Origin of the sequence: Streptomyces sp. NPDC051172 (genome assembly GCF_040682555.1) — a bacterium.
In the GTDB taxonomy this organism is placed as follows: domain Bacteria; phylum Actinomycetota; class Actinomycetes; order Streptomycetales; family Streptomycetaceae; genus Streptomyces.
Window position 1 is genome coordinate 21,046 of sequence record NZ_JBFBBE010000093.1, and the last position, 14,710, is coordinate 35,755.

Genomic DNA, 14,710 nt, shown 5'->3' on the forward strand with positions numbered 1-14,710 from the left:
TGTACCTAGGCTTGACGTCATGACAGAGATCACCGTGGACATCTGGTCCGACATCGTCTGCCTCTGGTGTCCGATCGGCAAAGCCCAGTTCGACACCGCTCTGGCGCAGTTCGACCATCGGGACGCGGTGACGGTGCGATATCACAGCTTCGAACTCGACCCGAGTACACCGCGCGACAGCGCCCAGCCCATGCTGGAGAGGTCGGCCCGCGACATGGGCACCAGCAAGGCACACGCTGCCAAGGTGCTCGGGCAGGTCGCCTCGATCGCCGCGGATCTGGACCTGGAGTACCGGATCGACGCAATCCGCGTGGTCAACTCCTTCGACGCGCACCGCCTGACGCATTTCGCCGCCGGCCACGGTTGCGCCGACCTCATGCTGGGCCGACTGATGGCGGCCTATACCGGCGAGGGGGCCGTGCTCTCCGACAGCGACACCCTGGTCCGCCTCGCGGGCGAAGTGGGGCTCGACCGGGAGGAGGCCGCGGAGGCGCTCAGGAGCGGCCGATACGCCGACGCCGTCCGCCAGGACCAGCAGCTGGCTCGGCGGCTCGGTCTTCGCGGGGTACCCAGCTACGTCGTTCAGGAGACCTACGCGGTCTTCGGGCCGCAGAGCCCGGACGAGATGACCGCGCTGCTCCAGCGGGCCTGGGAGGACGCCGTCCGCTCTGACCATGGCGCCCCCGGTCCCGTCAGCCCCTCCGCGGACTCCGGCGCATGAGCGGTCCGCGGCCCGCGACGCAGATGACCATCAGTCAGTTCGCGCGGCGCGCCGGTGTGCCCACCTCCACGTTGCGCTTCTACGAGCGGCAGGGACTGGTCCGCAGCGCGCGCACCTCCGGGAACCAGCGCCGTTATGCGCGTGACACACTCCGGCGGGTCTCTTTCATCCGGGTGTCCCAGCGTCTCGGCATACCGCTCGCGGCGATCCGCGAGGTCCTCGACCTGCTGCCCGAAGGCCGTACTCCGACTCCGGAGGACTGGGCCCGCGTCTCGGAGCACTGGTACGAGGACCTGACCCGGCGCATCGAGCAGTTGATCGCGCTCCGGGACGCCCTGACCGACTGCATCGGCTGCGGCTGCCTCACCCTGGAGCGGTGCCAGTTGGCCAACCCCTATGACGCACTCGGCGAGAAGGGGCCGGGCGCCCATCGCCTCGGTATGGGCTGAAACCCACCGGGTTTCAGCGCGGCGATTGAGATTCCTTTGACGTTACCCATGGTTCATGCGGACGCCTTGACATTCTTCTGATGATTCATCACGGTCCTCTTTGTTTCGCGCCTTGACCTGCCCGTGCAGAAACGAAGAGGATTTACACCACTCACCGATTCTCTTTCCTCGGCACTCCGGAAGAGAGTTGCTTTTCTGAGGTGGTGTTTACATGCCAGAAAAGGTCCTGATATCCAATCGTGGCGAAATAGCCGCCCGTGTGGCGCGTGCGTGCCGGGATGCCGGTATCGCGAGCGTGGCCGTCTATGCCGACCCGGACCGGGACGCGCTGCATGTCCGCGCCGCGGACGAGGCGTTCGCCCTCGGCGGCGACACTCCGGCCACGAGCTACCTCGACATCGAGAAGGTGCTGGGCGCGGCCCGTGAGTGCGGGGCGGACGCCGTGCACCCGGGCTACGGCTTCCTCTCCGAGAACGCCGACTTCGCACAGGCGGTCCTGGACGCGGGCCTGATCTGGATCGGCCCGCCCCCGCAGGCCATCCGCGACCTCGGCGACAAAGTGGCGGCCCGTCACATCGCCCAACGCGCGGGCGCACCCCTCGTCGTCGGCACGCCCGACCCGGTCTCCGGCGCCGAGGAGGTCGTCGCCTTCGCCGAACAGCACGGCCTGCCCATCGCCATCAAGGCCGCTTTCGGCGGCGGCGGCCGCGGCCTCAAAGTCGCCCGCACCCTCGAAGACGTTCCCGAACTGTACGACTCGGCCGTTCGCGAGGCGGTCGCCGCCTTCGGCCGCGGCGAGTGCTTCGTCGAGCGCTACCTCGACAAGCCCCGCCACGTCGAGACCCAGTGCCTGGCCGACTCCCACGGCAACGTGGTCGTCGTCTCCACCCGCGACTGCTCCCTGCAGCGCCGCCACCAAAAACTCGTCGAAGAAGCCCCCGCCCCTTTCCTGACCGACGAACAGAACGCCGAGCTGTACCGCGCCTCCAAGGCGATCCTGAAGGAGGCCGGCTATGTCGGCGCGGGCACTGTGGAGTTCCTCGTCGGCAACGACGGCACCGTCTCCTTCCTGGAGGTCAACACCCGCCTCCAGGTCGAACACCCGGTCACCGAGGAGGTCGCCGGCATCGACCTGGTGCGCGAGATGTTCCGCATCGCCGACGGCGAGGAGCTCGGCTACGACGACCCCGAACTGCGCGGTCACTCCTTCGAGTTCCGTATCAACGGCGAGGACCCGGGCCGCAACTTCCTCCCCGCCCCCGGCACGGTCACCAAGTTCGAGGCCCCGTCCGGCCCCGGCGTCCGCCTCGACGCCGGCGTCGAATCCGGCAGTGTCATCGGCCCCGCCTGGGACTCCCTGCTCGCCAAACTGATCGTCACCGGCGCCACCCGCCAACAGGCCCTCCAGCGCGCCGCCCGCGCCCTGAGCGAGTTCACCGTCGAAGGCATGGCCACCGCCATCCCCTTCCACCGCACGGTCGTCACCGACCCGGCCTTCGCCCCCGAACTCACCGGCTCCACCGACCCGTTCACCGTCCACACCCGCTGGATCGAAACCGAGTTCGCGGGCGGCATCAAGCCCTTCACCGGCCGCGCCGACACCCCCGAGGCCGAGGACGAGGCCGGCCGCGAAACCGTCGTCGTCGAGGTCGGCGGCAAACGCCTGGAGGTCTCCCTCCCCGCCTCCCTCGGCATGTCCCTCGCCCGCACCGGCCTGGCCGCCGGTGCCAAGCCCAAACGCCGTGCCGCCAAGAAGTCGGGCCCCGCCGCCTCCGGCGACACCCTCACCTCCCCCATGCAGGGCACCATCGTCAAGGTCGCCGCCGAGGAGGGCCAGGAGGTCAAGGAAGGCGACCTGGTCGTCGTCCTCGAAGCCATGAAGATGGAACAGCCCCTGAACGCGCACAAAGCGGGCACTGTCAAGGACCTCGGAATCGAGGTCGGGGCCGCCGTGCCCCAGGGCGCGGTCATCTGCGACATCAAAGACTGACGAACCATCCGGGCCGCAAACCATCCGGGCCACAGTTCTGATCCGCCGCGCCGCTTGCCGGCATGTGCGCCAGAAATCCGCCGAATTGTGACCGTGGTCGACCGAGGAGAACATATGGACGCCGAAGTAATTGTCGTAGGAGCGGGGCCGGCCGGGTTGATGCTCGCCGGAGAGCTCCGGCTGGCGGGTGTCGACGTCGTCGTCATCGAGCGCCTGGCCGCACGGACGGGTGAGTCCAGGGGCCTGGGGTTCACGGCGCGCACCATGGAGGTCTTCGACCAGCGCGGGCTGCTCTCGCGGTTCGGTGACATCGAGATCAGCAACCAGGGCCACTTCGGCGGTCTGCCTGTCGACTTCGCCGTGCTCGACGGCGCCCACCAGGCCGCCAAGACCGTGCCGCAGTCCCACACGGAGACGGTTCTGGAGAACTGGGCCGAGGAGCTGGGCGCGGACATCCGGCGCCGGCATGAGCTGCTGTCCCTCAAGGACACCGGTGATGTGGTGGAGGTCGAGGTCCAAGGGCCGGACGGCGTACACCAGTTGACCGCCGGTTACCTGGTGGGCTGTGACGGCGGCCGCAGCGTCGTGCGCAAGACCGTGGGCTTCGACTTCCCGGGCACACCGGCCACGTTGGAGATGTTCCTCGCCGATGTGAAGGGGCTCGACCTCGAGCCCCGCATGATCGGTGAGACGTTGCCGGGTGGCATGGTCATGGTCGGTCCGCTGCCCGGTGGGATCACCCGGCTGATCGTGTGCGAACGGGGCACGCCGCCGCAGCGGCGGGAGACGCCGCCCTCCTACGACGAGGTGGTGGCGGCCTGGAAGCGCCTCACCGGCGACGACATCTCGCACGGTGAGCCGGTCTGGGTCAGTTCGTTCGGCGATGCGACGCGCCAGGTCACCGAGTACCGGCAGGGTCGGGTCTTCCTGGCCGGCGACTCGGCGCACATCCACCTCCCGGCCGGAGGCCAGGGGATGAACACCAGCATCCAGGACGCCGTGAACCTGGGCTGGAAGCTGGCCGCCGTGGTGCGGGGCCGGGTACCCGAGTCCCTGCTGGACACCTATCACGACGAGCGCCACCCGGTCGGCAAGCGGCTGCTGATGAACACCCGGGCCCAGGGGCTGCTCTTCCTGAGCGGGCCCGAAGTGCAGCCGCTGCGCGACGTGTTCACCGAGTTGATCACCTATCTGCCGGTGAGCCGACACCTCGCCGGGATGGTCAGCGGTCTGGAGATCCGGTACCCGGTCGCCGGGGGACGGCATCCGCTGCTCGGTCGCCGTATGCCGCACCTGAAGCTGTCCGACAGCACCGGCAGGAGCGTCGGCAGCAGCACGGAGGCGCTGCACGCGGGGCGCGGCGTCCTGCTCGACCTGTCCGACAATCCGGAGCTTCGGCGCCGCGCCGCCAGGTGGCGGGACCGCGTGGACATCGTGACCGGGCAGCCGCAGAACCTCGCCGAGGACAGTGAGCTCGCGGGTACCACCGCCGTGCTCGTTCGTCCCGACGGCTACGTGGCGTGGGCAGCGCCCGGCTGCCACAGCGATCTGCCCATGGCCCTGGACCGCTGGTTCGGCCCCGCCGGCTAGGCCTTCCTCCAAAACCGGTGTCCCGTACCGGAAACCGCAGGAAACGAAGGAAAACAGAGGAAAGCGAGAGAAGCATGCACAGTACCCTGATCGTCGCCCGGATGGCGCCGGACTCCAGCGCTGACGTGGCACAGCTGTTCAGCACCTTCGACACGACGGACATGCCCCACCGCATGGGCACCCGACGCCGTCAGCTCTTCTCGTACCGGGGCCTCTACTTCCACCTCCAGGACTTCGCCGAGGACAACGGCGACCGGCTCATCCAGGAGGCCAGGACGGACCCGCGGTTCGTCGCCATCAGCGACGACCTGAAGCCCTTCATCGAGGCTTACGACCCGGCGACCTGGCGCTCCCCGGCCGACGCCATGGCCACCCGCTTCTACCACTGGGAGGCACGGTGAACGGCCGACGGGTCGTCATCACCGGGATGGAGGTCCTCGCTCCCGGCGGTGTCGGTGTCAAGAACTTCTGGGAGCTGTTGAGCGGGGGACGGACCGCGACCCGCCGGATCACCTTCTTCGATCCTTCGCCGTTCCGCTCCCAGGTCGCGGCGGAGATCGACTTCGATCCCGAGATGCACGGACTGCGCCCGCAGGAGGTACGGCGCATGGACCGGGCCGCGCAGTTCGCGGTCGTCGCGGCGCGCGGTGCGGTCGCGGACAGCGGGATCGAGCTCGACTCCCACGATCCCTTCCGTGTCGGCGTCACCATCGGCAGCGCCGTGGGCGCCACGACCGGCCTCGACCAGGAGTACCGGATCGTCAGTGACGGCGGTCGGCTGGAACTCGTCGACCACGAGTACGCCGTACCCCATCTGTACGAGTACCTGGTGCCCAGTTCCTTCACCGCCGAGGTCGCGCGGACGGTCGGTGCCCGGGGTCCCAGCACGGTGGTGTCCACGGGCTGCACCTCGGGCCTGGACTCGGTCGGTCACGCCGTCGAGCTGATCCGTGAGGGTTCCGTCGACGTCATGATCGCCGGTGCCACGGACGCGCCGATCTCCCAGATCACCATGGCGTGCTTCGACGCCATCAAGGCGACCACGCCCCGGCATGACGAACCGGAGCGGGCCTCCCGCCCCTTCGACGGCACCCGCAACGGATTCGTGCTGGGCGAGGGAGCGGCGGTGTTCGTCCTGGAGGAGCTGGAGAGTGCCGCCGCGCGCGGCGCCCATGTGTACGCCGAGATCGCGGGATACGCCACGCGCAGCAACGCGTACCACATGACCGGTCTGCGGCCGGACGGCGCGGAGATGGCCGAGGCGATCCGGGTCGCACTCGACGAGGCGCGGATGCCCGGTGACCGGATCGACTACATCAACGCCCATGGCTCGGGCACCAAGCAGAACGACCGGCATGAGACGGCGGCGTTCAAGCGGAGCCTGGGCGAGCACGCCTATCGGACCCCGGTCAGCTCCATCAAGTCGATGGTCGGCCACTCGCTCGGCGCGATCGGGGCCATCGAGATCGCCGCGTCCGCGCTCGCCATGGAGAACAACACGGTGCCGCCCACCGCCAACCTGCACACCCCCGACCCCGAGTGCGACCTGGACTACGTCCCGCTGGAGGCGCGCGACCAGCTCACGGACGCCGTGCTCACCGTCGGCAGCGGTTTCGGCGGCTTCCAGAGCGCCATGGTGCTGGCCCGGCCCGACCGGAGGGTCGCATGAGCGCCTCGGCGGTGGTGACCGGCCTCGGTGTGGCCGCGCCCAACGGCCTGGGCACGGACGAGTACTGGAAGGCCACGCTGGTCGGCCGGAGCGGGATCGGCCCGATCACCCGCTTCGACCCGAGTCCCTATCCGGCGCGGCTGGCGGGTGAGGTTCCCGGCTTCGTCGCACAGGAGCACATCCCGGGCCGTCTGATCCCGCAGACCGACCGGATGACCCAGCTCGCGCTGGCGGCGGCGGACTGGGCGCTGCGGGACGCCGGCGTGGAGCCGGGTGAACTGCCCGCCTTCGACATGGGTGTGGTCACGGCCAGTTCCTCCGGCGGCTTCGAGTTCGGCCAGGGCGAACTGCGCAAACTGTGGTCCCAGGGCAGCGAGTACGTCAGCGCCTACCAGTCGTTCGCCTGGTTCTACGCCGTCAACAGCGGCCAGATCTCGATCCGCAACGGAATGAAGGGCCCCAGCGGAGTGGTCGTGAGCGACCAGGCCGGCGGACTGGACGCCCTCGCGCAGGCCAGGCGCCAGATCCGCAAGGGGACCCCGCTCGTCGTCTCCGGCGGTGTCGACGCCTCGATCTGCACCTGGGGTTGGGTGGCCCAGCTCGCCGGCGGCCGTCTGAGCACCAGCGACGATCCCGCGCGCGCCTATGTGCCGTTCGACGCTCGGGCCCGGGGACATGTGCCGGGCGAGGGCGGCGCCATCCTGATCGTGGAGGACGCGGCGGCGGCCCGTCGGCGCGGAGCGCGCGTGTACGGCGAGATCGCCGGCTACGCCGCGACATTCGACCCCGCGCCGGAAACCGGCTGTGAGCCGGGGCTGGGCAAGGCGATCGAGCTGGCTCTGGCGGACGCGGAGGCACAGCCGTCGGACATCGACGTGGTGTTCGCGGACGCGGCGGCCATCCCGGACCTGGACCGCGCCGAGGCGGAGGCGATCACCGCGGTCTTCGGCCCGCGCGGAGTGCCCGTGACCGCGCCGAAGACAATGACCGGCCGGCTCTACTCCGGTGCCGCCGCCCTCGATGTCGCGACCGCGCTGCTGGCCGTCCAGGACGGTGTCGTACCGCCGACCAGCAACGTCGAACCGTCCGCCGACCATGACCTCGACCTGGTCATCGGCGAGCCCCGCCGTCTTCCCGTGCGCAGCGCCCTGGTACTGGCCCGCGGCCACGGCGGTTTCAACTCCGCGCTCGTCGTACGGGCCGTCTGACCCGCCCGACGGCACGGGGCCGCCGACCGGGCGCGCCCCCTCACACACCACCCCCCACCGCACACCCCGACAACCGGAAGGGAAACAAACATGTCCCCGTTCACTCTCGCCGACCTCAAACGGATCCTCCTCGAAGGCGCGGGCGCCGACGACGGCGTCGACCTCGACGGCGAGATCCTCGACATGGAGTTCGTGGACCTGGGCTACGAGTCCCTCGCCCTGCTGGAGACCAGCAGCCGCATCGAGCGTGAGTACGGCATCTCGCTGGACGAGTCGGCGATGGCCGACGTGACGACGCCGCGCGCACTCATCGACCTGGTCAACAGCCACCTCGCCGCCGCGGCCTGAACCGAGCACGGAGGAAGAACATGACCGTCACCCCTGTCACCGAACAGCGGGACACCGTCGGCGAAACGTCGCAGAAGGTCGCGCTCGTCTCCGGTGCCACGAGCGGTATCGGGCTCGCCGTCGCCCGGCTGCTGGCCTCGACCGGCCATCGGGTGTTCATCGGCGCCCGGAACGCCGAGAACGTCGCCGCCACCGTCAAGGAGCTGCGCGAGGAAGGCCTCGACGTGGACGGCGCCGTCCTCGACGTCCGTTCGACGGACGCGGTGCGACAGTTCGTCGAAGCCGCCGTCGAGCGCTTCGGCACCGTCGACGTGCTGGTCAACAACGCCGGGCGGTCCGGTGGTGGGGTCACCGCCGACATCGACGAGGAGCTGTGGCAGGACGTCATCGACACCAATCTCCACAGCGTGTTCCGGATGACCAAGGAAGTCCTCAACACCGGCGGCATGCGTCAGAAGAAGCGCGGGCGCATCATCAACATCGCCTCGACGGCCGGTAAGCAGGGCGTGGTCCTGGGCGCCCCCTACTCGGCCTCCAAGCACGGTGTCGTCGGTTTCACCAAGGCCCTGGGCAATGAACTGGCGCCGACCGGCATCACCGTCAACGCGGTCTGCCCGGGCTATGTCGAGACGCCGATGGCGCAGCGCGTCCGGCAGGGCTATGCCGCGGCCTACGACACCACCGAGGAGGCGATCATGGAGAAGTTCTCCGCGAAGATCCCGCTCGGCCGCTATTCCAGCCCGGAAGAGGTCGCCGGTCTCGTCGGCTACCTGGCGTCCGACCCCGCTGCCTCCATCACCTCGCAGGCCCTCAACGTCTGCGGCGGCCTCGGCAACTTCTGACCGCCGACCGTACGGCACCCGCCCCTCGGGCTCCTTGGGATCCCGCCGGAAAGGAGAACAGACATGCCCCCCAGCGCACTTCGCGAGGTCGAGCACGAGATCGTCGTGGCGGCACCGGCCGCCGACGTGTACCGGCTCATCGCCGAGGTCGAGAACTGGCCGAGGATCTTCCCACCGACCATCCACGTGGACCATGTGGAACGCGGTGAGAAGGAGGAGGTCATCCGGATCTGGGCCACCGCCAACGGCGAGCCCAAGAACTGGACCTCGCGCCGCACCCTCGACCCCGAGGCCCTGCGGATCGGTTTCCGCCAGACGATATCGACCCCTCCGGTGGCCACGATGGGCGGCACCTGGGTCATCGAGACGCTCTCGGACAGCGAGTCCCGGATCCGTCTGCTGCACGACTACCGCGCGGTCGACGACGACCCGAAGAGCCTGGAGTGGATCGACAACGCCGTCGACCGCAACTCCCGCTCCGAACTGGCGGCTCTGAAGGGCAACGTGGAACTGGCCGTCGCCCAGTCCCGGGAGCTGCTGCTGTCCTTCGAGGACAGCGTCCGGATCAACGGCTCCGCCAAGAACGCCTTCGACTTCGTCAACGAGGCCCAGCTGTGGGCCGAGCGACTGCCGCACGTGGCCAAGGTCCGGTTCGAAGAAGACGCCGACGGTCTGCAGACCCTGGAGATGGACACCCGGGCCAAGGACGGCTCCACGCACACCACGAAGTCCATCCGGGTGACCTTCCCCCACCACAAGATCGCGTACAAGCAGATCACCCTGCCCGCGCTGATGTCCCTGCACACCGGCTACTGGACGTTCGTGGAGCACGAGGAGGCGGACGGCACCGTCGTCACCACCGCGTCCTCGCAGCACACCGTGGTGATCAACCCGGAGAACATCGCCCGCGTCCTCGGCCCCGAGGCCGGCGTCGCCGAGGCCCGCGAGTACGTCCAGGGCGCGCTGAGCACCAACAGCCTGGCCACGCTCGGCCACGCCAGGGACTACGCCGAAGCCAAGGGTTGAGCATGGCCGGCGCAGCTGACGTACAACCCCGTATCGAGACCCAGGTCGTCGTGGTGGGGGCGGGTCCCGTGGGGCTGATGCTCGCCGGGGAACTGCGGCTCGGCGGGGTGGACGTCGTCGTGGTGGAGAGCAGGGCCGAACCGACCACCGAGTCACGTGCGTCGACCCTGCACGCCCGCACCATGGAGATCTTCGCCTCCCGGGCGCTGCTGAACGGCTTCGGGGAACTGCCGAACGACGTCACGGGCCACTTCGGCGGCATCCCGCTGGACCTGACACTGCCGGGCCCGTACCCCGGCCAGTGGAAGGCCCCCCAGGTCCGCACGGAAGCGGTCCTCCAGGAGTGGGCCCTGTCCCTCGGCGCCCGTCTCCGACGCGGTCACGCCCTCACCTCGGTGACGCTTCGTCAGGACCGGGTGGAGGCCGAGGTGTCGGGACCCGCCGGGCCGGTCCGGATCAGTGCGCTGTACCTCGTCGGCTGCGACGGCGGGCAGAGCACGGTCCGCCGGCTCACCGGGGCGGAGTTCCCCGGCCGGGACGCCGGCCGGGAGCTGATCCGGGCGGATGTCGCCGGGATCGACATCCCGGCCCGGCGCTTCCAGCGGCTGGAGCGCGGGCTGGCCATCGCGGCCCGCAGTCCGCAGGGGGTCACCCGGGTCATGGTGCACGAGTTCGGCAGCGCCGCAGCACAGCGCACCCGGGACCCGGAGTTCGCCGACATCCGCGACGCCTGGCGGCGCGTCACCGGCGAGGACATCTCCCATGGCACACCGCTGTGGGTGAACTCCTTCGACGACGCCTCCCGCCAGCTGGCCCGGTACCGGCACGGCCGCGTGCTGTTCGCGGGCGACGCGGCCCACCAGCAGATGCCCATCGGCGGCCAGGCACTCAACCTCGGCCTCCAGGACGCGGTCAACCTCGGCTGGAAACTGGCCCTCCAGATCAGTGGCCGGGCACCAGCCGGACTCCTCGACAGCTACCACACGGAACGCCACGCCGTCGGCCGACGGGTCCTGGCGAACATCAACGCCCAGGCGCTGCTGCTGCTCGGCGGCCCGGAGGTGGAGGCCGCCCGCTGCGTCCTCGCCGAACTCATCGCCCTGGAACCCGTCCGGCAACGGCTGGCCGGGGCGATATCCGGCCTGGACATCCGCTACGACACCGGCACCGGCGGCCATTCGCTGCTGGGCGCCCGCCTGGCGCACGGTCACCCCGTGCGCTCCGGGCGGGGCCTGCTGATCGACGCCTACGGCGACCCGGAACACCACGTGCGGCTGCGCCGGGCCGCCGCGCCCTGGGCGGACCGGGTGGACGTCCTGGCGGCCGGACCCGAGACCGTCGGGCTGTCCGGCAGCGACGCCGTGCTCGTCCGTCCGGACGGCCATGTCGTCTGGATCGCCTCGGCCGGACCTCCCGGCCCGGAACCACTGGTCGCGGCCCTGCGGACCTGGTTCGGCGAGCCGGCGCGGCTCGACCACGTCGGCGCCACACGACACCTCTCGGTCGAACGCACCACACGAAACCCCCCAGCCGAACGGAGACACGACATGAACAGGCTCAGCGGCAAGACGGCACTGGTCACGGGATCGAGCCGGGGCATAGGCCGCGCGATCGCCGAACAGCTGGCCCGGGAGGGGGCGCTCGTCGCGGTGCACTGCTCCACCGGCGTGGCGGCGGCCGAGGGCGTCGTCGCGTCGATCGAGAGTGACGGCGGCCGGGCCTTCGTCGTGCAGGCCGAACTCGGTGTGCCCGGCGACGTCCACGAGTTGTTCCTCGCCCTCGAACAGGGGTTGAAGGAGCGCACCGGGTCGACCGATCTGGACATCGTCGTCAACAACGCCGGGGTGATGGGCGGTGTCTCCGTGGAGGACACCACCCAGGAGAAGTTCGACCGGCTGTTCGCCGTCAATGTCAGGGCGCCGTTCTTCATCATCCAGCGGGCCCTGGCCAACCTGACCGAGGGGGGCCGTATCGTCAACATCTCCTCCGGCCTCACCCGTTTCGCCAATCCCGACGAGATCGCGTACGCGATGACGAAGGGAGCGGTGGAACAACTCGCCCTGCACTTCGCCAAGTTCCTCGCACCACGCAACATCACCATCAACAGCGTGGCGCCGGGCATCACCCGCAACGGCAGTCCCGTGTTCGACATACCGGAGGCGGTCGAACAGATGGCGCAGCTGTCGGCGTTCGGCCGGGTCGGGGAGCCGCAGGACGTCGCCGACGTCGTGGCCTTCCTCGCCTCCCCCGACGCACGCTGGGTCACCGGGGCGTTCATCGACGCCAGCGGCGGAACGCTGCTCGGCTGAAGGACGGACCACCGATGACGAGACCCAGGAGTGTTGCAGAGGGAGCGTGGGGATCCCCCGAAGCCAGGCCGACGGCCGGGCGGTGGGGTGCGGGGCAGTGGGGCCTGCTGATCGTGCTGGCGGGCAACATGCTCATCGACGCGCTCGAGGTGTCCGTGGTGATCGTGGCGCTGCCCTCGGTCGGCGCGGACCTCAGGATGCCGTTGGTCTCATCGCAATGGCTGGTCAGCGGGTTCGCTCTGGGGTTCGGCGGGCTGCTGCTGTTCGGTGCCCGTGTGGTGGAGGGGCTGGGTCGCCGCCGGGTCTATCTGGCCGCACTCCTCGCCTTCGCGGCCGCCTCCCTGATGGCCGGGCTGACGAGCGAGCCGTGGCTGCTGATCGCCATGAGGTTCGTCAAGGGCTGCTGTGCCGCGCTGACCGCTCCCACCGGCCTCGCGATCATCGGTGCCGCGTTCCGCGAGGGCCCGGACCGCGACCGGGCGGTCTCGGTGTACGCGTTCTTCGGCGCCGCCGGGTTCACCTCCGGACTGCTGTTGTCCGGGGCGCTCACCGGGGTCGGCTGGCGGTGGGCCTTCCTGTTCCCCGCTCCCGCCGTACTCGTCCTCCTCGTCCTCGGACTGCGGCTCGTACCGGTCGACGAGCCGAGTCCGTCGACAGGGCGGTCCTTCGGCGCGACCGGCGCCGCGTCCTTCACCGGAGCGCTGTCAGCGCTGGTGTACGGGGTGATGTCGGTCTCCCGGGCCGGCTGGTCCGCGCCGCCCACGGTCATCGCCTTCGCACTCGCCGCGCTGCTCGCAGCGGTCTTCGTCACCGCGGAACGGTTCGCGCGGCAGCCGCTGATCCGCATCGAGGTGCTCGCCAACACCATGCTCGTCCGCTCGATGCTCGGCGCAGCGGCCCTCAACGGCTCCTACCTGGGGCTGCTGTTGCTCGCCACGGAGCGCCTGCAGACCCAGCACGGTTGGTCCCCCTGGCAGACGGCGCTGGCCTTCCTGCCGGCGAGCGCCCCGGTGGTCGTCACCACGCTGCTGACGCAGCGGCTGGTGAAGCGGTTCGGCACGGCTCGGCTGATCGCCCTGGGAGCGCTGTGCCCGGTGGCGGCCTGTCTGCTGTACGCCGTACGGGCGTCCGGTACGACCGTCCGCTACACCACCGACGTACTGCCGTCGCTGCTGCTGATGGGCGCCGGATTCGTGCTGGCTTTCGCGGCGCTGAACATCCAGGCCACGTCGCGGATCGCGGCATCCGAGCGGGCGACCGCCACGGCCCTGTACCAGACCGCCGTTCAGTTCGCGGCTGCTCTGATCCCGGCCGTGGTCGCCGCGGTCGTCGCCTCGGGCGCGGGAGAGCGGACGGCCGCCCTGTCCATCCTCGCCGTCGCCCTGGTGGGCGTCCTGCCGTACGGCGCGGACCGCGTGGTCGCCCACCACGGTTCCACACGAGAGTGAGAGACCCATGCTCGCAACCGACACAACCACCGCCGACCCGGCCGTCAGGACAGCCTCGCCGCCCAACGTGCGCGAACGCCTGGACGAACTCCGGCTGCTCAAGGAGGAGGCCCGGGACGGAACGAACCCGAAGGCCACCGAACGCCAGCACGCCAGGGGGAAGCTGACCGGCCGGGAGCGCATCGAGCTGCTCCTCGACCCGGGCTCCTTCCAGGAGGTCGAGCAGCTGCGTCGCCATCGCGCGGTCGGCTTCGGCCTGGAGGCGAAGAAGCCGTACACGGACGGTGTGATCACCGGCTGGGGCACGGTGGAGGGCCGCACGGTCTTCGTCTACGCCCATGACTTCCGCATCTTCGGCGGCGCGCTGGGCGAGGCCCACGCCACCAAGATCCACAAGATCATGGACATGGCCATCGCGGCGGGCGCCCCGCTGGTATCGCTGAACGACGGCGCCGGCGCCCGCATCCAGGAGGGTGTCTCCGCGCTCGCCGGGTACGGCGGCATCTTCCAACGCAACACCAAGGCGTCCGGCGTCATCCCGCAGATCAGCGTGATGCTCGGCCCCTGCGCCGGCGGCGCCGCGTACTCTCCGGCCCTGACGGACTTCGTGTTCATGGTCCGCGAGACCTCGCAGATGTTCATCACCGGCCCGGACGTGGTCAAGGCGGTGACGGGCGAGGAGATCACCCAGAACGGCCTGGGCGGTGCCGACGTGCACGCCGAGACCTCCGGGGTCTGCCACTTCGCCTACGACGACGAAGAGACCTGCATCGCCGAAGTCCGCTACCTGCTCTCCCTCCTCCCGCAGAACAACCGGGAGAACCCGCCGCGGGTGGAGTCCACGGACGCCGCGGACCGGCGCAGCGACGTGCTGCTCGACCTGGTCCCGGCGGACGGCAACCGGCCGTACGACATGGCCAAGGTGATCGAGGAGATCGTCGACGACGGCGAGTACCTGGAGGTCCACGAGCGCTGGGCCCGCAACATCATCTGCGCACTGGGCCGCCTGGACGGCCAGGTGGTGGGCATCGTCGCCAACCAGCCGCAGACCCTCGCCGGCGTCCTGGACATCGAGGCATCGGAAAAAGCTGCGCGCTTCGTCCAGATGTG

Annotated in this window: 13 protein-coding genes; all 13 read left to right on the forward strand. The window is 70.0% G+C overall.

Annotated features, from left to right (window positions below; translation table 11 throughout):
• The first annotated feature begins 19 nt into the window (after window positions 1-19).
• On the forward strand, window positions 20-721 hold the full coding sequence (locus tag AB0N07_RS37610; protein ID WP_365843078.1) for a DsbA family oxidoreductase: 702 nt from the start codon (window positions 20-22) through the stop codon (window positions 719-721).
• A complete protein-coding gene (gene soxR, locus AB0N07_RS37615) occupies window positions 718-1,170 on the forward strand; it encodes a redox-sensitive transcriptional activator SoxR (protein ID WP_365843080.1) in 453 nt (150 codons plus the stop codon). Before AB0N07_RS37610 ends, soxR begins: the two co-directional genes overlap by 4 nt.
• Window positions 1,171-1,381: 211 nt before the next feature.
• Window positions 1,382-3,160, forward strand: a complete 1,779-nt coding sequence (locus AB0N07_RS37620; RefSeq protein WP_365843082.1) for a biotin carboxylase N-terminal domain-containing protein — start codon at window positions 1,382-1,384, stop codon at window positions 3,158-3,160.
• A 114-nt stretch (window positions 3,161-3,274) separates the two neighbouring features.
• The gene (locus AB0N07_RS37625; protein WP_365843084.1) at window positions 3,275-4,750 is read left to right on the forward strand and encodes an FAD-dependent monooxygenase; all 1,476 of its coding nucleotides are present in this window, start codon (window positions 3,275-3,277) and stop codon (window positions 4,748-4,750) included.
• Between the two features lie 74 nt (window positions 4,751-4,824).
• Window positions 4,825-5,151 carry a TcmI family type II polyketide cyclase gene (locus tag AB0N07_RS37630; protein WP_365843086.1) on the forward strand — a complete coding sequence of 109 codons (327 nt, stop codon included), beginning with the start codon at window positions 4,825-4,827 and terminating at the stop codon, window positions 5,149-5,151.
• Complete coding sequence (locus AB0N07_RS37635; RefSeq protein WP_365843088.1) at window positions 5,148-6,419, forward strand: beta-ketoacyl-[acyl-carrier-protein] synthase family protein; 1,272 nt, start codon at window positions 5,148-5,150, stop codon at window positions 6,417-6,419. The genes AB0N07_RS37630 and AB0N07_RS37635 overlap by 4 nt, the downstream gene beginning before the upstream one ends.
• Window positions 6,416-7,627, forward strand: coding sequence for a ketosynthase chain-length factor (locus tag AB0N07_RS37640; RefSeq protein ID WP_365843090.1), 1,212 nt, complete (start codon window positions 6,416-6,418; stop codon window positions 7,625-7,627). Before AB0N07_RS37635 ends, AB0N07_RS37640 begins: the two co-directional genes overlap by 4 nt.
• Window positions 7,628-7,717: 90 nt before the next feature.
• Window positions 7,718-7,975 carry an acyl carrier protein gene (locus tag AB0N07_RS37645; RefSeq protein ID WP_365843092.1) on the forward strand — a complete coding sequence of 86 codons (258 nt, stop codon included), beginning with the start codon at window positions 7,718-7,720 and terminating at the stop codon, window positions 7,973-7,975.
• A gap of 20 nt (window positions 7,976-7,995) precedes the next feature.
• Window positions 7,996-8,817 carry a 3-oxoacyl-ACP reductase FabG gene (fabG, locus tag AB0N07_RS37650; protein ID WP_365843094.1) on the forward strand — a complete coding sequence of 274 codons (822 nt, stop codon included), beginning with the start codon at window positions 7,996-7,998 and terminating at the stop codon, window positions 8,815-8,817.
• A 63-nt stretch (window positions 8,818-8,880) separates the two neighbouring features.
• Window positions 8,881-9,843: an aromatase/cyclase gene (locus AB0N07_RS37655; protein WP_365843096.1), complete on the forward strand. Its 963-nt coding sequence runs from the start codon at window positions 8,881-8,883 to the stop codon at window positions 9,841-9,843.
• 2 nt (window positions 9,844-9,845) lie between these two features.
• The gene (locus AB0N07_RS37660) at window positions 9,846-12,152 is read left to right on the forward strand and encodes an SDR family oxidoreductase (RefSeq protein ID WP_365843098.1); all 2,307 of its coding nucleotides are present in this window, start codon (window positions 9,846-9,848) and stop codon (window positions 12,150-12,152) included.
• A 14-nt stretch (window positions 12,153-12,166) separates the two neighbouring features.
• On the forward strand, window positions 12,167-13,600 hold the full coding sequence (locus AB0N07_RS37665; protein ID WP_365843100.1) for an MFS transporter: 1,434 nt from the start codon (window positions 12,167-12,169) through the stop codon (window positions 13,598-13,600).
• Between the two features lie 7 nt (window positions 13,601-13,607).
• Window positions 13,608-14,710 (forward strand): carboxyl transferase domain-containing protein (locus AB0N07_RS37670; protein ID WP_365843102.1); only part of this gene is annotated, 1,103 nt, incomplete at its 3' end.